16 protein-coding genes are annotated in these 19088 nt (G+C 46.6%); 15 read left to right on the top strand and 1 reads right to left on the bottom strand.

What is annotated here, in order from left to right:
• Positions 1–24 precede the first annotated feature (24 nt).
• From D479_RS03805 to D479_RS03750, 12 genes are all read left to right on the top strand, one after another.
• Entirely contained in the window at positions 25–969 is a 945-nt protein-coding gene (locus D479_RS03805) for a sugar ABC transporter permease (RefSeq protein ID WP_008633844.1), read from the top strand.
• Complete coding sequence (locus D479_RS03800; RefSeq protein WP_008633843.1) at positions 966–1796, top strand: carbohydrate ABC transporter permease; 831 nt, start codon at positions 966–968, stop codon at positions 1794–1796. Before D479_RS03805 ends, D479_RS03800 begins: the two co-directional genes overlap by 4 nt.
• A 26-nt stretch (positions 1797–1822) precedes the next feature.
• Positions 1823–3142: an alpha-glucosidase/alpha-galactosidase gene (locus D479_RS03795; protein WP_008633842.1), complete on the top strand. Its 1320-nt coding sequence runs from the start codon at positions 1823–1825 to the stop codon at positions 3140–3142.
• Between the two features lie 110 nt (positions 3143–3252).
• Complete coding sequence (locus D479_RS03790) at positions 3253–3687, top strand: YkvA family protein (protein ID WP_008633841.1); 435 nt, start codon at positions 3253–3255, stop codon at positions 3685–3687.
• A 68-nt stretch (positions 3688–3755) separates the two neighbouring features.
• A complete protein-coding gene (locus D479_RS03785; protein ID WP_008633838.1) occupies positions 3756–5948 on the top strand; it encodes a Z1 domain-containing protein in 2193 nt (730 codons plus the stop codon).
• 163 nt (positions 5949–6111) lie between these two features.
• On the top strand, positions 6112–8535 hold the full coding sequence (locus tag D479_RS03780; protein ID WP_193743864.1) for a bifunctional diguanylate cyclase/phosphodiesterase: 2424 nt from the start codon (positions 6112–6114) through the stop codon (positions 8533–8535).
• A gap of 268 nt (positions 8536–8803) precedes the next feature.
• Positions 8804–9454, top strand: a complete 651-nt coding sequence (locus D479_RS03775; RefSeq protein WP_008633834.1) for a response regulator transcription factor — start codon at positions 8804–8806, stop codon at positions 9452–9454.
• 164 nt (positions 9455–9618) lie between these two features.
• Positions 9619–10359: a hypothetical protein gene (locus D479_RS03770; RefSeq protein WP_008633825.1), complete on the top strand. Its 741-nt coding sequence runs from the start codon at positions 9619–9621 to the stop codon at positions 10357–10359.
• Positions 10356–10922 carry a signal peptidase I gene (locus tag D479_RS03765; RefSeq protein WP_008633823.1) on the top strand — a complete coding sequence of 189 codons (567 nt, stop codon included), beginning with the start codon at positions 10356–10358 and terminating at the stop codon, positions 10920–10922. The genes D479_RS03770 and D479_RS03765 overlap by 4 nt, the downstream gene beginning before the upstream one ends.
• Before the next feature lie 54 nt (positions 10923–10976).
• Positions 10977–11573 (top strand): CalY family protein, encoded by a 597-nt coding sequence (locus D479_RS03760; protein ID WP_008633821.1) that lies wholly within the window; start codon positions 10977–10979, stop codon positions 11571–11573.
• Between the two features lie 43 nt (positions 11574–11616).
• Entirely contained in the window at positions 11617–13275 is a 1659-nt protein-coding gene (locus D479_RS03755) for a M4 family metallopeptidase (RefSeq protein ID WP_008633819.1), read from the top strand.
• Between the two features lie 239 nt (positions 13276–13514).
• On the top strand, positions 13515–14261 hold the full coding sequence (locus tag D479_RS03750) for a SurA N-terminal domain-containing protein (protein ID WP_235601518.1): 747 nt from the start codon (positions 13515–13517) through the stop codon (positions 14259–14261).
• A 51-nt stretch (positions 14262–14312) separates the two neighbouring features.
• On the opposite strand, the gene D479_RS03745 is transcribed toward D479_RS03750, so the two are convergent.
• Positions 14313–16022 carry an ABC transporter ATP-binding protein gene (locus D479_RS03745; protein WP_008633816.1) on the bottom strand — a complete coding sequence of 570 codons (1710 nt, stop codon included), beginning with the start codon at positions 16020–16022 and terminating at the stop codon, positions 14313–14315.
• Between the two features lie 184 nt (positions 16023–16206).
• Here D479_RS03745 and D479_RS03740 point away from each other — a divergent pair, with 184 nt between their 5' ends.
• From D479_RS03740 to D479_RS03730, 3 genes are all read left to right on the top strand, one after another.
• On the top strand, positions 16207–17097 hold the full coding sequence (locus D479_RS03740) for an AraC family transcriptional regulator (RefSeq protein ID WP_008633815.1): 891 nt from the start codon (positions 16207–16209) through the stop codon (positions 17095–17097).
• 325 nt (positions 17098–17422) lie between these two features.
• Entirely contained in the window at positions 17423–18304 is an 882-nt protein-coding gene (locus D479_RS19795; protein WP_008633814.1) for a PhzF family phenazine biosynthesis isomerase, read from the top strand.
• Positions 18305–18464: 160 nt separating this feature from the next.
• Positions 18465–19088: hypothetical protein (locus D479_RS03730; protein ID WP_008633813.1), on the top strand; the 624-nt coding region annotated here is incomplete at its 3' end.

The following is a 19088-nucleotide window of genomic DNA, read 5'->3' as shown; positions in this document are numbered from 1 at the left end:
CATCTATTATAGGAGATGGATATCATGAGTGAAATGGTTCGAAAAACAGAAAGGACGCTCGTTAAGGAGCAAGATCGTTCAGAGAGAAAACGACAGAAGAAAAGCAGATCCGGGTCCCTTTGGTGGATGTACTTACCGGCCCTCCTCGTCGTATCTGTGTTTATCCTGTATCCGTTCCTGAACGGGATTCGCGTATCCTTTACAGATTGGAACGGGTTCTCACAGACGAAAAACTGGGTGGGGTTCGAGCAATATACAAGAATGTTTCAAGACCCGGATACGTGGCTCGTTGTAAAGAATACGCTGCTATATGGTATCGGAAGTACAATCTTTCAAAATGTGATCGGTCTGCTTTATGCGCTTCTGCTTAACCAAAGCATCCGTTTTAAGGCAGTGACGAGAACGATTGTATATTTACCTGTCATCATCAGCCCCCTTGTCATGGGTTACATTTGGTATTTCTTCTTCGCATATCAGAATGGGGCGTTGAATGATGTATTGATGCTCTTTGGAATGGAGAGTGTCAATGCGCTCGGTAATCCTGACTTGAACCCGTGGATCATTGTCTTCGTGAATACTTATCAGTTCGTTGGAATTGCGATGATCATATACTTAGCCGGCCTTCAGGGGATCTCTAAAGATTATTACGAAGCGGCGAATATCGATGGAGCATCCGCTCTTCAGAAATTCAAGAGCATTACCCTGCCGTTGTTGATGCCCGCCATCACTATCAATATGGTTTTAAATATCATTGGCGGACTAAAGTTGTTCGATGTGATCGTGGCACTGACGAACGGTGGCCCGGGAAACGCCTCGCAATCGATGTCGACATTCATGTACTCGCTTTACTTCAACAGACAGGATGCCGGTTATGCAGCGACCCAGGGTGTGCTGATGGCATTTATTATCCTGATATTGAGTCTGCTCGCTCTTGTCTACTTCAAGCGTAAGGAGGTCGATGCATCGTGAATGATTCCGGGAAGAAATCTAAGAAACTATGGACGATCGTGGCCATCGTCATCTCGATCGTTCACCTTATTCCTTTCTACATTTTCATAACGACAGCTTTTAAAGCGAATAACGATTTCAGTTCGCGTTGGGTTTTACCGGAATCGTGGAGTTTCCAGAACTTTACCCAAGCATGGGAAACAGCGAGTCTTGGTACAGCCTTCTTTAATACGATGATGATTACTGCATGTGCAGCCGTCCTGTTGATTATCTTTGGCTCGCTTGCAGCGTATCCTTTGGCGCGTTTGAATACGAGATTGAATAAGTTCGTTTATTTTCTTTTTATCGCTATCATGATTATTCCACCATTGACTGCACTTGTTCCGTTGTACCAGCTGGTCGTGGATATCGGGTTGATGAACACGAGGACGGTTGCCATTCTGAATAACTTGGCTGCGTTTCTTCCTTTGACGATTTTCTTATATGCGGGCTTCATCCGGTCGACTGTACCGAAGGAGCTGGAAGAGGCAGCAAAAATGGATGGGGCCAACACGTTGATGATTTTCTTCCGTGTTGTATTTCCACTTCTCAAGCCGATTACCGCGACGGTATTAATCATCTCCTGTGTATTTATCTGGAATGATTATCAATTTGCAATCTTCTTCCTTCAGGATAAAGAAGTACAGACACTGACGGTAGCCTTGGCCGGCTTCTTCGGGCAGAATCAAAACAACTTAAATCTGGTCGCCTCTGCTGCTCTTATGTCCATGCTTCCAATGACGATTCTGTTTTTATTTCTACAGAAGTATTTTGTCGCTGGTCTATCTTCAGGATCAATTAAAGGCTAATTTATTAAGAGTTAGGAGAATATATCATGTCTAAAATTACATTCTTAGGTGCTGGGAGCACGATTTTTGCTAAAAACGTACTTGGTGACTGTATGCTCACTCCAAGTATTCAAGGATTTGAATTTGCCCTGTTCGATATCGACCAGCAGCGGTTGAGTGAGTCGGAGCGAATGTTGAAAAACTTGAAAGAGAGTACGGGGAGTACCGTGACCGTGAAAGCTTATACGGATCGTAAAGAAGCTCTTCGTGGCGCCAAATATGTCATCAATGCGATTCAAGTTGGAGGGTATAAGCCAAGTACCGTAATCGACTTCGACATTCCGAAGAAATACGGCCTGCGACAAACGATTGCAGACACGGTGGGGATTGGCGGGATATTCCGTGCTTTGCGCACGATTCCGGTAATGATGGATTTTGCTCAGGATATTGAGGAAGTTTGTCCAGACGCTCTCTTCCTTAATTATACGAACCCGATGGCCGCGCTTACAGGGGCAATGCTCCACCACACTTCCGTCCAAACGGTCGGCCTCTGCCACAGCGTTCAAGCAGCAGTACCCGAATTGTTTCGATCGTTAAATATGGATGATACGGACATCCAGTGGAAAATTGCCGGCATCAATCATATGGCATGGCTTCTTGAAGTGAAGAAGGACGGCAAAGATCTTTATCCGGAAATCAAAAGGCGTGCACAGGAAAAGCAGAAAGAGAAACATGATGATATGGTGCGTTTTGAATTGATGAACCGCTTCGGATACTATGTGACGGAATCGTCGGAACATAATGCGGAGTATCATCCGTACTTTATCAAAGGTCGTTATCCGGAATTGATTGAGCGGTTCCATATACCTCTCGATGAATATCCTCGCCGCTGTGTGAAGCAGATCAGCGATTGGGAGAAGATGAGGGAGGAAGTCGTGCATAATTCGAATTTGACCCATGAGCGGACACATGAATATGCTTCCTATATCATCGATGCGATGGAAACAGATCGTCCGTTCCGCCTTCATGGTAATGTATTAAATACAGGAGGACTTATTTCAAATCTTCCGAACAAGGCGGTCGTAGAGGTCCCCTGTCTTGTCGATAGAAATGGTGTCACTCCATGCCGTATCGGTGACTTGCCGGAGCAGTTGGCAGCCTTGAACCGCACGAATATAAATACCCAGCTGTTGACGATCGAAGCAGCTATCACCGGCAAGCGTGATCATATCTATCACGCCGCGATGCTCGATCCTCATACGGCTGCAGAGCTGTCGCTCGATGATATCGTCTCTCTTTGCGATGAGCTCATAGATGCGCACGGGGCTTGGATTCCAAAATTTGAAAAAAGTAATGTTCTTGTATAATTAAAGGAAGAACCGCAGGGGAAAATTCCTCTGCGGTTTTATCTATTAATGAATGGAAAGGTTTAAGAAGGATGGGTTTCGTCAAAAGTACACCAAGAGGAGGAAAACCTATGAAATCCACGAAAAGTTACAAAGAAAGGCTTAAGCAGTTAAATCCGAAGCAGGCAATAGAGAAAGGGCGCGCTCATTTCTCAGAAAAAGAGTATGGGGAGAAACTGCGCCGGTACAGTGGACGCCTCGGCGCGAAGGTCGTCTACTACAGCCTGCTCCTCTATTATGCCTTCCGAAAACCGGAAACGCCCAAGAAAGCGAAGCTCACGATTATGGGTGCCCTCGGATATTTGATTCTTCCGGTAGACCTCATTCCGGACTTCATACCCGGTGTAGGTTTAGCGGATGACAGTGCCGTGATTGCCTATGCCATCTCCCAGATTATTTCCCATATTGATGAAGAGGTCGAGAGGAAAGCGGAACAGCGGGTCAGCAGGCTTTTCGGAAGGGACTTGGATGAAGAGGAGCGGACGCTTCCTCGGGCTGAGCGGTAGACTTTGTGCTTTAGCGATGCAGGAAAGTACGATATAATAGGCGTGTTTTGAGAAAAAGGAGAATGAACATGCCTTTGCAGACGAAGCCCTTGATAACCGATGGGGATTTTTTTCAACATTTAAATATAAAAAATAAATATAAACAGCCGTTCCGAGAATGTATTGTTCGTACAGCTGCGAAGCTGCTGGACACAACGACGAGTGAAAGCCGTCCGGGTATGCTTCTCGGTAAGGTACAGTCCGGGAAGACGAGGACGTTCCTTGGGGTGATGGGACTGATGTATGATAACGGATTCGATATCGTCATCCTGTTGACGAAAGGAACGAATGCGCTCGTCAGACAGACATGCAGTCGGTTAGAGGAGGAGTTCGAAGCTCCGCTGAAGGCGGACGCCATGCGGGTGTATGACATTATGAAAATGCCGGATCGACTTTCTAAATATGAATGGTCTCAGAAGCTGGCATTTGTCGTAAAAAAGGAAACCCGCAATCTCGATCGATTGAAGGAAACCATGCTTGAGAAGTATCCGGAGCTAGCCGGAAAACGCGTACTGTTCATCGATGATGAAGCGGATTTCGCAAGTGTTGCCTATGAACATAAGCGGGATCAGAACATTACCGAGCTGCGAGTCATCGCAACAAAAATCAATGAACTGCGGCAGCTGCTTGCCCAACCGGCATTTCTTCAGGTAACGGCGACACCGTATTCTCTCTATCTGCAGCCGGAAGACTTAACGTTTCATAGAGGGAAGGTGTTCGAACCGGTCCGGCCTGCGTTCACGGAATTAGTCCCTGTTCACGACCGGTATATCGGAGGGGAAGTCTACTTCGAAATGAGTGAGCAGGAAGGTCATCTTGCTTCCTATCTTTTTCATCCGGTCGAGGAGAAAGAGCTGGAAGTAATGAAGAAAATGGACGGACGCCGTGTGAAGATGGACCGTCTGCTCACCCAGAAGTCTATTGCGAATATCCGTCATGCCGTCATGAACTTCCTTGTAGGCGCAAGCATTCGCCGCTGGCAGCAGCGGGCGATGGGGCAGAAGCGGAAGAAGTATGCCTTTATTATCCACACGGAACGAGGGAAAAGCGCCCACAGCTGGCAGGCGGAATTGATGGAAGGGTTCCGGACGCTTCTGACCGCGGAAGCGGAAAAGCAGTCCGAATTGTTCCGGGAATTGATCCGCACCTCTTTTGACGGAATCATTCGTTCCGTAAGTAAGTTGAAGAAGCATCCGGTTCCTGAGTTTCCTGATATTTATGAAGAGGTACGCCATTCCCTGCTTGAGGAGCATCTGGTCAGCAGTGTCGTCAACTCGGAAAGGGATATCCGTGATTTGCTTGATGATCAGGGAGAATTGCAGCTGCGCGCCCCGATGAACATTTTTATTGGTGGACAGATTCTGGACCGTGGAGTGACCGTTCATCATTTGATCGGCTTCTTCTATGGAAGGAACCCGAAATCTTTTCAACAGGATACGGTTCTCCAACATTCAAGAATGTACGGAGCCCGTCCTGTCGCAGATCTTGCTGTTACCCGTTTCTATACGACGGTAAAGATTTATGATGTGATGAAGAGGATTCATGAATTTGACGCAGAGCTGCGCCGTGTCTTTGAGAAAGGCGGACATCAGCAGGGCGTTGTCTTCATACAAAGGGATGGAAAGGAAGAGATCCTGCCTTGCAGCCCTAATAAGATCATGCTCTCCAGTCTGATAATGATCAAACCGCATAAAAGGATCCTTCCGACAGGCTTCCAGACGGGATACAAAACGAATATTCAAAAGCATATTCATACTTTGGACAAGCTGATAGATAAGGCGAAGGCGTCTGCTGTCCGGGAAGAAAACGGAGCCTTCCTCATCCGTAAATCCGAAGCTAAAGAGATGCTTCGGATTGTGTATGAAACGCTGGAAATGGAAGAAGGGTACACGTTCCACCTGGATGAGTATGAAGCGTTGATCGATTACCTTTGTGCAGAATCCGATAACGGTGACTATGTATGGTTGTTATCCCGCACTCATCGGCAGGTGAAGCGGTTCAAGAAGGATGGGAAGTTCGAAAACTCTCCGGATACCCCAGGTAAAGGCAGCGGAGAGCTTGCATTGGCAAGAAAAGTGGCGGAAAGCTCCCCCGCACTCCTGATGTTGAGACAGGAAGGAAAGAAAGAGAACGGGTGGCGGGGAAGTCCGTTCTGGTGGCCTGTCCTCATTGCCCAGGCCCGAATCGCCCCAACGGTCTATGCGGATAAAATCATAAAATAACAGCGTATGAAAAACTCCGAACGGTCACTCCGTTCGGGGTTTGTTTTTTTCTCATAAGGTGGGAAGAGAAGAAGGAGGAACTTTGGCCGATTTCTCGGATGCTGATGTATAATAGGAATATATACCTGGTATGCAGGATCGGGAAGCAAAGGGGAGAAAGTTCATGCATGAAGAAATACTGGGACAGTATAATTGGTGGCTGGTGGTCTTATCCATCGCCGTTTCCATTCTGTCTTCATATACAGCACTGCTCCTCGTAAGGAGGATGATGCAGACGGAAGGAGCTGTCCGTTGGAAGTGGCTGCTTATCGGAAGTTTGACCTTCGGAGTGGGTATTTGGTCGATGCATTTCGTCGCCATGCTCGCGTACAAAATGGATATGGTCGTTACCTATAAAGCATGGGGAGTAACGCTTAGTGTTATAGCAGCAATATTCTCCAGTTTTCTCGCCTTCTATCTTATCAGCAGGAAAGAGAGAAGATGGTTTCATCATATCTTGGGGAGTGTCCTGATCGGACTGAGTATCGTCTCCATGCATTATATAGGGATGGACGCGATGGAAATGGGGATGCGTATTGAGTATGACCCCCTTTGGGTCGCTCTATCCATTGGTATCGCATTGGCTGCCTCTTTTGCTGCACTCCAATTATTTACGATCTCTGCGAACGTAAAGAGAGAAGAAGCCGACTATACCAATTTAAAATGGTGGGGAAGTTCTTTAGGCATGGGAGCAGCCATTTCCGGCATGCATTATACAGGAATGTATTCGGCCTCTTTCCATCCAATGGAGGAAGAAAAAATTTCCTCCGCAGTACCGGTGATCGATCCGACTCTTCTCGGTTTGTGTATCGCTTTTGGTGTCATGGCGACCATCGGTTTTCTCATTAAGTTGATTGCATTTGATACGAAGATGGAGTCCACGACCGACCGTCTTCATTTGGCGAATCAGATGTACAAGTCCATCGTGGAGTCAGCGAACGATGCGGTGATCACTTCGGATGCGTCGGGTCGTGTCCTCTCTTGGAACAGGGCTGCGGAACGGATTTTCGGTCACAGAAAAGAAGATATGTACGGAAAAAGTCTTCGGAAGCTCACTCCGGGTCCCTACGAAGAAGGTGACCTTTCTAAGATGGTTCAAGTAATCGGAAGGACAGTAGAGCTGGAGGGGCTGCATAAAGCCGGCCATACGTTTCCAGTCGAATTGTCACTGGCTAAGATCGATGACCATGGAGAGGTCTTTTACATAGGCATCATTCGCGATATAACCGAAAGAAAGGAAGCTCATGCAAGGATACAAGAGCTCGTTTTCAAGGATGATTTGACTCAGCTGCCAAACCGTCGTGCGTTGTATGAATATTTGTTTGAATCCATGCAGAAGGAAAAGAGCGATGCTTCATCGGCTGTCATGTTCCTTGACTTGGATCGCTTCAAACATGTGAACGATGTGTATGGTCATAGGATCGGTGATTTACTTCTGAGCGAAACGGCCGAAAGGATGAGAGGCTGTCTCGACGAGGAGGATTTACTTGTCAGGCAGAGTGGAGATGAATTCGTCGTTGTTCTACCGGAGCCTTCTGAGGGAGAAGCCCGCAGGAAGGCTGAAAGCATCATGAAAGCAATGGCTTTGCCATTTCTTATTGATGACCGGGAAATCTACATGTCTGTATCTATTGGAATCTCGCTCTTTCCGAAAGATGGACATGATTCGGAGCTTATATTGAAGCATGCCGATACTGCGATGTATCAGGCGAAGCAAAGCGGTGGAAACCAATGTGTCTTCTTCACGAATCAAATCAGTGCCATGATTTCAAGGAAAGTACAGCTGGAAGCAGGTCTTAGAAAAGCAGTGGAGAGAGGCGAAATAGAGGTTCATTATCAGCCTCAGATTAAGGTCAGTACGGGGGATGTGATTGGATTTGAAGCATTAGTAAGATGGCGTCACCCGCATATGGGTATGATATCCCCGGCTGAATTCATCCCTATTGCAGAAGAAACGAAGCTCATCATTCCTTTGGGGGAACTGGTATTGCGGGAGGCCTGTGTTCAATTTCAGAAATGGGTGGACGCAGGGTATAAAGTAGAACGGATTGCAGTCAATCTTTCTTCGGTTCAGTTTCGCCAGCCCTCCTTCTTAAAGGTTGTAGAAACAGTGATGGAAGAAACGGGAATGGCTCCCCGACACTTGGAGTTTGAGTTAACGGAATCTATTGTACAGGATTCTGAAACCGCGATTCCCGTCATGCATGAACTTAAACGACGGGGGTTCACTCTTTCTTTGGATGATTTCGGTACCGGATATTCTTCTCTCAGCTATCTTAAAGACTTCCCGCTCGACACCCTGAAAATCGACAAATCGTTTATACAGACGATAAATGAAAACTATAAGGAACGTGCGGTCGTTGATGCTATTATCAGTATCGCTGCCAAGCTTGATCTCTCTGTCATTGCAGAGGGGGTAGAAACACTCGAGCAGCTCGAATATTTACAAGGAGTCGGATGTGAAGAGTACCAGGGATATTATTTCAGCCCTCCGCTTTCCAGTGAAAAAGTGTGGACTCTACTGAAAAAGTGTGCGCTTAGTCAATAATAGGAACTCCTGTATAAGCTGGAGTTCCTAGATGAACGCGATTGAGAACGAAATATTACACAGGCAGTAGAAAAAATGTATACCTGATGGTAAAATATGTATCATACATAGAGGTTAGGGTAGGTGCATGATACGTCTAAACCCTCCTAAAACGTTGTGCAGGTGCTCTTCTGTTTTAAGAGGGAAGTGGATGAATGATTGTTCGTTATGTCGAATGATGGAAAGAGAAGGATCTGATTTTGTCTAACTATGGGAGGTTTTACGAAAGATGATTCGAGTAATGATTGTAGACGATCATGCTGTGCTGCGTGATGGAATCGCCCTTGTCTTCCAGTTGGAGAAGGATATGGAAGTCGTTGCTCAGGCAGGTACTGCGGAGGAAGTAAGAAGGAAGGTGCCGATTGTCCAACCGGATATTCTATTGATGGACATCCATCTTCAGGAGGAGTCGGGGATTGAGCTTACCAGGTTTATAAGGGATGAATACCCTGATATGAAAGTGTTGATGCTGACGATTGAGGATGAAGAAATGTATTTGAAGCAAGCACTGCAAGCGGGGGCCTCCGGTTATTTATTGAAGGAAACATCAAGTGAAGAGCTGATCCACGGAGTCCGAAACGTGTACAAAGGCTACTGCGTGATCCCTCCTTCCATGACGGCCCATTTGTTAACAGATAAAACGGGCGGCCGTCATACAAAGAAGCCCTCTACGCTTACACAGCGGGAACAGGAAGTACTTCAGGAGCTTGTCAAAGGCTTTACGAACAAAGAAATAGCACACTCCTTGTTTATCAGCGATAAAACAGTGAAAATTCATATCAGTAATATCTATCGGAAGCTTCAGGTGAAAAGTCGTTCTCAGGCGATCCTCTATGCAGTCAGGAATCAGTTGCTGCTGCCGATAGAATCTTTTGAGTGACCCTCCATTTATGGAGGGTTTTTTCTTTTTTGGAGCAGGCTACTACTTTTGGTATAGATCCGTCTTACAACCTATGTCGTATGCAAATATACCGGATGGCGAATGGTAACGTCGAGGAATGTAGAGGATGATAGATATAAGACATTAGAGTTTGGGAGGTTCTTATGAAACGGAAACAAAGAAGCAAGATCGTTCCTCTGATCCTCCCTGTTTTATACATACCCATGTTCTTCTCCTTGTCAGCTCATTTGGTATCCGGTACAGAAGCTTCGTTCCATGATTATGAGAAACGATCTATAACGATCGAAACGGCTTCGGTTTTTCCGGAAGCTGCTCAGGAGACGGTGGAGGACATCAGGGAAGCATACGAGCAAGCTGCGTCTCTATACGATGATATACAGGCCGCAGACCATTCTTTGGCAGAATTGAAGGAAAGTGTGCAGGAGTTTGAACGGGCAGCCGATGTTTACGAGAGTTTGTATGAGAAGGCTCTCCATGCTTGGGCAGGGCAGGATGATATCGACTATGTGTCGGAAGCACTTATGGACTTAGACACCCTCCATATGGAGTACGCCAAAATGGACAGCCGTTCCTTACAAGCGCTGGTAGAGGAGAAAGGAAAGGCGGAGGAAGAAGAGAAGCGACAGAAGGAAGTAGAGAAAAAGAAAGCAGAACAGGAAAAGGCAAAAGAACAACAGGAAGTTCAGGGCCGGAAAGAAACGGAAGTGGAAAAAGAAAAGGAAAAATCACCATCACAGCCTTCGGTTGAGACAGAGCAAACGGAAGCAGAGGCGGAGCCATCCCATACAGAAAACATGGAGACAGAAGAAACAGACAGCCCTGCAGATACGGAAACGACGGAAGGTGAATTACAGGAAGAGAAGGAAAAGGAGGATGCTTCATGAAAACGGCATTACGCATGATTTATAAGACGTTATCCGTGACGGCTGTTGGTTTGATTGTTGCTTTGGCAATCGTCGTCATTGCGGTCAAGGCGAGCGGCGGCGAGCCTACACTATTCGGCTATCAAATGAAGACGGTGCTGTCAGGATCGATGGAACCGACGTTTCAGACCGGGTCTGTGATCGCGATTGAAATGACGGAAGATCCGTCTGTTTATAAGGAAGGGGACGTCCTTACTTTCATTGATAAAAAGGAGCAGGTCGTCACACACCGGGTGATAGACGTACAGGAGGCAGGCGGGGATGTTTTGTACACGACGCAGGGAGACAATAACGACGGCGCGGATCTCGATCCAGTCCTTTCCGGGAATGTCCTTGGCTCCTATACCGGTTTCACAATTCCTTACCTCGGCTTCGTCCTTAATTATGCCGGGTCCAAAATGGGATCGGCTTTGCTGCTATTCGTCCCAGGTATCCTATTGTTCTTATACGGCGGTTTGACTTTTAGAAAAGCCGTAGTTGATTTCAAGAAACAGCATGAACAGACAGAACCTGCACAAAGGTGATCCATTTCTTATGTTTTTCTACATAAGAGTCTAATCATATAAGGAGGAGATGTCATGAGTTTTTTCAAGAAGGTTAGTGCTGGTGTGGTGACTGCATCTTTAGGTCTATCTTTGATGGGAGGAGGGACATATGCGTATTTCAGTGATACGGAAGAGACGAGTAACACATTCGGGTTAGGGACACTGGATGTTTCCGTGGATCCTGAGGTTATCGTTGATATCGATAATTTGAAGCCCGGCGATACGGTGCTTCGTGAATTTAAACTGGGTAACGAAGGAACGCTTGATATCAAGTCTATCAATCTACTGACAGACTACAGTGTGACGGATGCTGCCGGTGATAATGCCGGAGAAGATATGGGAGATCATATCCGGGTGAACTTCCTCTGGAACTGGGACAAGGAGAGCGAGCCTGTATTTCAGACGACTTTAAGCGAGCTCCAAGCGATGGATCCAGATACAGTAGCTAAAGACGTATTTGATCCTCTATGGAAGCAGCGCGGGGGACTTGATGTCGGTGCAGAAGACACACTTTGGGTGCAATTTGAATTCGTCGATAATGGAGAGGACCAGAATGTGTTCCAGGGTGACAGCATGAATCTCACATGGAAATTCCAGGCGAATCAGGAAGACGGCGTCGATCACGAATAAATGAATACCAGCCATTCTTTTAAAAAAATCGAGGAGTGATGGAATGAAGAAACGAGTCGTTACGTCGACACTGGCCTTGACACTGGCTTTAAGTGGTTTCGGTTTCGGAGCAGGGAGCGTCTCTGCAGAAGAGGCAGCGAAGGTGAAGAACAATGATACCTACGGCACACCATCGTATATCATAGAAAAGTGGGAAATGCCGAAGATGAAGGCGGCTTCCAGTGAGAAAGCAACAGTCGAAAGCATCGCTCTTTCTTATCTGAACTATAAGAATGATTTGTTTAAGCTGAAAGGGAACAGCAAGGACAACTTCCAAGTGCTTGATACTTTAAAGGATGAAGAGAACGGGACATCCCATGTAAGGTTGATCGAACAATATGACGGCGTACCTGTATATGGGGCACATCAGACGGTGGCGTTGAACGATAAGAAAGAAGTGCAGGCTTTCTTTGGTCAAGTCGTTCCCAATCTGGAAGCGAAAGAGCTGGATTCCAAACCGGAACTGACGGATAAGGAAGCAGTAGAGATTGCCAAGGCTTCCATTGAGGACGAAATCGGAAAAGTAGAAGCATATGATGCGGAGCCGTCCAGTGATTTGTATTTCTATGAATATGAAGGTGATTTCCACCTTGCGTTCTTAGTGAAAGCCTCCACTTCTGAGCCGGCACCGGGATACTTCCATTATTTCGTTGACGCTAAAACAGGTGACATTGTGAACCATTATAATGCCATCGACCATGTCAAAGCGTTCGGTGAAGAAGTAAATGGAGACAAGGCAATGTTCGAAGCCGTTTACGAAGAGGGAAGCTATTACTTGTTCGATGAAACGAGGGGCGATGGCATCCACACATTTGACGCTTTAAATATGGATCCGTTCCTCTTCAATCTATTCTCCCAGCTGTTGGGCTATCATGGAGATGAAGTGACAAGCGACCATAAGTTCTTCAGCGATCCGGCTGCGGTCAGTGCCCATAAGAATGCCGGCATTGTCTATGACTACTTCAAAGATACCTTCGACCGCGATTCCTTTGATGACGAAGGTGCGCGGATGATTTCTTCTGTCCATGTCGGAGATAAGTGGAATAATGCCGCATGGAACGGCGTGCAGATGATGTACGGCGACGGTGACGGGGAAACATACCTTCCATTCTCCGGAGCAGTCGATGTCATTGCCCATGAATTGGCGCATGCTGTCACAGACCGGTCTGCGGATCTTGTTTATCAGGATGAACCAGGGGCACTCAATGAATCGATGTCGGACATTTTCGGAGCGATGGTCGACCGGGACGACTGGTTGATGGGGGAAGAAGTAGGCGTCGACGGTGAGCCGCTTCGTTCTATGGAAGACCCGTCCTCTATTCCACATCCATTCTATCCGGATCGAGGATATCCGGATCACTACAGCGAATTGTACACAGGCGATTTGGATAACGGAGGCGTTCACATCAATTCGAGTATCAATAACAAAGCGGCGTATCTCCTTGCAGAAGGCGGTACGCACTATGATATCGAGGTTGAAGGAGTAGGGCGCGACGCCACGGAGCAGATCTACTACCGTGCCTTAACGAAATATTTAACAGCGACTTCCGATTTCAGCATGATGAGACAAGCAGCCATTCAATCGGCGATCGATCTTTACGGAGAGGGCTCCCAGGAGGTCACGTCCGTTAACCAGGCGTACGACGCAGTCGGCATCCAATAAAAAGAAAGGAGCTTTTCCAAATGGAAAGGCTCCTTTTGGTATATAATAGGAAAAGGCGCGTCCCACATTTTTTACATATTTACAACAATATGCGTAATCATCCTGCTTTGAAACCCGGTATGACAAGGTTCGTGATAGTTACAAAAATGTCACGCTGAAGCAGGAGCGGTTCGAATATGTTTACAATGGAACGGGACATGTTACAATGACTAGCAGAATGATGCAAAGGAGACATGACATTGAATAAGAAATGGTTATTGGCATTAGTACTTGCTGCATTCGTCGGATTGCTCGCGGCATGTGGCGACAATAGTGAATCATCTGATGATAAAGATAAAGAGAAACAATCTTCGGAACAAGCGGAAGCACCGGAGCCGGATTTGAAGAATATCCCTGACGTTGTGGCAGAAGTGAACGGTGAGAAGATCGAGAAGAAAGAATTTGAAAACACGTATAAGAGTCAGTTCCAAATGGCAGCCATGCAGGCACAAATGTCAGGACAGGAGCTGGATCAGGACCAACTGAAGAAGAGTCTTGCAGAAAGCATGGTTGGTCAGGAACTGCTGATTCAAGAAGCGGATAATCGTGAACTGACAGCGTCCGAAGAAGAGATTAACAAAAGAATTGATGAAATCGTCGAACAGCAGCCTCAAGTGAAAGATAAAGAAGACTTCATGAAGCAGCTGAAAGACAACGGCGGCATGGATGAAAAAGAAGTCATGTCCCAATTGGAAACTCAGGTGAAAGTCGATAAGCTGATTGCAGAAGAAGCTGGAGATACAGAGCCTTCGGAAGAAGAAGTGAAGAAAGCTTACGATGACATGAAGAAAAGTCAAGAGGACGCAGAAACCAAGCAGGAAGTTCCTGCTTATGAAGACGTGAAACCTCAAATTCAGCAGTCTCTCAAACAGCAGAAAGAAAGCGAAGCGACTCAGAAAATTGTAGACGATCTTCGTGAAAAAGCAGAAGTCAAAGTGAATATCTAATAAAAAATGCCGGGCCCTGTTGGTCCGGCATTTTTTGTGCAGCTAAAGCCTTCAGCCGAACTGTGCTTCATGAAGGCGGCTGTATATACCTTCTGTTGCAAGCAGCTCTTTGTGGCTTCCTTGCTCTGCAATACCATCTTTCGTTACGACCATGATACGGTCGGCATTCTTAATAGTCGCCAACCTGTGGGCGATGACGAGTGTCGTTCTGCCTTCCGTCAATTCATCCAATGACTTTTGGATGGCTACTTCCGTTTCCGTATCCAACGCTGATGTGGCTTCATCGAGAATAAGGATCGGTGGGTTTTTCAAGAACATCCTGGCGATGGCGAGACGCTGTTTTTGGCCGCCGGAAAGCTTAACGCCTCGTTCACCGATCACAGTATCGAGTCCATGAGGCTGCTGTTGAATGAAGTCGTCCAGCCTTGCTCGTAGGGATGCTTCCATAATCTCTTCATCCGTTGCATCCAGATTTCCGTAGGCGATGTTTTCGCGGATCGTCCCGGAGAACAGGAAAACATCCTGCTGCACGATTCCAATTTGACTGCGTAGTGATGTCAGCTGAATGTCACGGATGTCGGTTCCGTCTACGGTGATCCCTCCATCCGAAATTTCGTAAAACCTCGGAAGCAGGCTGCATAACGTCGTCTTACCGGCACCGGACGGCCCGACAAAAGCGACAGTTTCTCCGGAATCAATCGTTAAGTTGATTCCGTTTAATACCGGGTCCAACCCCTCATAACCGAAGGTGACATCTTCATATCGTATGGTCCCTTTTAGATCTTTAGCGGCTGCGCCCGGACGGTCTGCGATATCCGGTGCGGTGTCGATCACTTCTGTGTACCGCTTAAATCCGGCAATTCCCTTTGGATAGCTTTCGATAACGGCATTGATTTTTTGAATCGGACCGATCAAAATGTTCGCCAAGAGGATGAAGGCTACAAATTCACCATACGTCAACTCTCCGGATATGACGAAGTATGTCCCGAATAATAAAGTGAACAAGGTGACAAGGCGCATCAAGACATAGTTGGCGGTAATGTTTTGCGCCATAATCTTGTAAGACTGCAGTTTCGTCGTCCGATACTGCTCGTTGTTCTGTTTGAATTTGCTCTGCTCGTGACTTTCATTAGCAAAGGCCTGGACGACTCTGATGCCCCCGATGCTGTCTTCGACACGAGAATTGATTTCCGCCACGTTATGGAACATACGCCGGAAGGTAACCGTCATTTTTTTATTAAAATAGATGGCAAGGATGATCAACAGCGGGATGACAATGAATGACAGAATGGCCAATTTCCAATTAATCGTAAGCATGAGAATGAAGGAACCCAGCAGGGTCATGAAGGCGACGAAGATATCCTCAGGACCATGGTGGGCAACTTCTCCTATTTCCTCGAGATCCTTCGTCAGCCGGGAAATGCTGTGTCCCGTCTTGTTGTTATCGTAATAGCCGAAGGATAATTTCTGCATATGGGAAAACAATTTCTGACGCATATCTGTTTCAATATTTATCCCAAGCTTATGTCCCCAGTACGTGACAATGTAATGAAGGCCGGTATTAATCAAATAAATCAGTAATAATCCAAGACAGGCTAAAAGGATGATCGTCCAGTTCTCCTGAGGAAGGAGGCGGTCGATGACCTGATTAACAGCCAGCGGAAAAGCAAGTTCGAGAATACCGACAAGAACAGCACAGCTGAAGTCGAGGATGAACAGCCATTTATATGGCTTATAGTAGGAAAAAAATCGTGAAAGCACAGCAAAAACTCCTCTGTTGTAATTGAGATTTATTATCAATTATATCCAACAGTCGTATGCTAATCAATGGAACTTTTGCTGTTACCCAACAAAACAAGCAGCTGCGTCTCTCAAAAGACAGCAGGAAATGTCAAAAAAAACAGTTTTTTAAGCGATAAAATAGAAGTAGAAAGGGGGAGGAGCAGTGCCGGAGCCGTCAATCATTCAGAAGAGTATCGCCTTTATGGAAGAAAGGCTGAAAGAAGGTGTATCCATGGAAGAGGTAGCTGCGTATGCGGGATATTCACCTTATCACTTTCACAGAAAGTTCCTAAAAGAGGTGGGTGTCAGTATATCCGAGTATATGAGGAAACGAAGACTTACTGAGGCCTCGCGCTGTCTGCTTCATACGAATGCTCCGATTATCGATATCGCTTTTTCCTGTCATTTCGAGAGTCAGGAAGCATTCACCAGAGCGTTTAAGCAGCTTTATGGATTGCCTCCCGGACGCTTTCGTAAATTATTCGCCACATATTTCGAACAAAAAGGAGAAGATGCAGTGGAAATGATTTCGCCGATTAATGGTTGGTTTTTAAGTGGGGGTCAACCTGCTAATTATGAAGTAGGGCGGGACGACAAAGAGATCCATGAAGGTAATCGTTCGGCCTATCTTACATCTATTTCCGGAACCTCTTATCCATCGGAGGGGGATTTCGCTACATTAATGCAGCAGTTCAAGGCAGTAAACTACTTGGATAAACGTGTTCGACTAAGTGGTTTTATAAAAACGGAGCATGTTGAATCTTACGCTGGAATGTGGATGAGGGTGGACAATGCTCAGGGGGAAGTGCTGCAGTTCGATAACATGTCCGACCGCAAAATTACTGGAACGCAGAACTGGAACCATTATTCAATCGTTCTCGATGTCCCCAACACCGCTTCCGTCATATCTATAGGAACCATCCTCTCTGGTGTTGGCAAGGTATGGATGGATGCCTTTCAATTCGATATTGTGGATGAGCATGTCCCGACGACGAATATGAACTTACACATAGAGATGCAGGAAGAGCCGATGAATCTTTCCTTTGACGAGTGATCGAATCCCGTCTTTGAAAAAAGACGGGATTTTTTACTAGTTGAAGAAGGGATAGGTAAGCGGGGAGACGGGCACCGGGGAAGCGTCTCATTTCCCATTAGAATACGTAAAGAAAGATCGATCTTGCTCCTCAAAGAAATGATTTTCTCGTTCTTTTCTTGTTCATATATGGAGTGCTTTTATTTCCCTTTATTTAAGCGTATAAGTTTTCAACGGTCTTCTTCCTGCGACTTTGAAAACAGACTGTTTTTATATCGATCGGAAGCATATGCGTTCCTTCCATTGGCCTGTCATAGTAAACTGGAGAAAAAGGTGAGGTGATAGAATGACGGCGGAAGTTATACATACGACAGTATTTCATGACGGCGAACGGGGAGGGAACCCTTGCCCGGTGGTTTTGGATGCCCATCATCTAACAGAGGAGGAGATGATGGATTTTTCCGCTCACTTCGGTCAGGAGACAGCATTTGTCCTTCCTGCTGAGCATGGAGACCATGATTGGCGGTTCCGGTTTTTCATGCCCTCTAAGGAAGTTGGGATGTGTATCCATGGAACGATCGGTGCCTTGACGGTCCTTTTGAATCGTGAGGATACGGTTGCTCCAACCGTGAAGATTGAGACGGGGGTCGGGGTCGTTGATGTGGATTGGACGAAAAAGGAAGACGGCTATACGGTGCGAGTGGAGCAGTACAAGCCGGTAATTGCTGATACGAATCCCTCCTATGAAGAAGTGTGTAGGGCGCTGCAAATCAACAAGAGTGATCTGGCAGCTGATCTCCCTTTGCAATCGGTGTCTACATCCAGGCAGAAACTCTTAGTTCCCTTGAAGAGAGAAGGTATATTAGAAAGTCTCCAGCCGGATTTCAAATACATGTGGGAGCTGTGCGACCGTTATCAAACGTCTGGATTCTATCCATTCACCTTCAGGGCGGACGGGGAAGTCCAGGCCAGACAGTTCCCAAACAGAGCCGGGTATTTGGAAGACCCTGCAACCGGTGTCGCTGCCTGCGCCCTGGGAGCGTATTTATCTATGCAGGATGGAAGAGATACGGAAGCCCCTGAATGGAAAACCTATCTTATCCATCAAGGGAGAGAGATGGGAAGGCCGAGTGTCATGCAGGCGGAAGTCTACCGATCCAGTAAAGGAGTTCTGCGGACTTTTGTCCGTGGTAAGGCGAAGCTGGAGACGGAATGGAAGGCATTGTGAAGAACGGGAATGATACCTTCGTCCAATATCGTATCGCTTATAGCGCTAAGCGATACACGTGATATAATAATAGAAAGTGTAACTAGAGTGGTCAGGGAGAGCATAGCGCTTGCCGATATGGCCATCCTGACCATTTGTACAAGGACGAAGGGGGCCCGAAATGCGACATGACATAAAGCCGAACGAACGAGCTTACTCCACGAAAGAAGTGGCAGAAGAAGTCGGAATCGCGACGACGACTGTACGGAAATACGGACAAATATTGGAACGGAATGGATATGAGTTTTTCAAAGATGGAGACAGACGAATTTTCGTACGGTCTGATATTGAGGCACTCATGGACATCCGTGATACGGATCTGCCGAAGGATGAGAAAGCGAAAGAGCTTGTCAAAAAGCTGGAGGAACGCCTGTCCGGTTATGATGAAACACAAATTGCAGTGGCGGATACGGACAGCCGTTCCCTGCAGGATCCTGCCCAGTTGAAAGAACTGCTGACGCTTGTGGCGAAAGAGCTTGCTGCGACCCGTGAAGTGAATATGCAGTTGAAGGAAGATATGGAACAGTTGAAAACAACGGTCTCCCGTCTTCAGCAGGATCATCATGTCATCAGCTCCGGTGTTGGGAATTTCTCACAGAAAACCCATGCCAAGTTAGAGAAGTTGACGAATGAACAAAAACGCCAATATGAAACATTATTGGAACAGGAAAAGGAAAAGAGTGAACATTTACAACGGGAGCTGCGCGAGATGCGGACGGAACAAAAACGGAATGGCAGTCTCAAA

This window comes from Halobacillus sp. BAB-2008, from assembly GCF_000328325.1.
GTDB lineage: Bacteria > Bacillota > Bacilli > Bacillales > Halobacillaceae > Halobacillus.
Note: the sequence above shows the minus strand (reverse complement) of the source record. Positions and strands in the feature narration are given on the sequence as shown.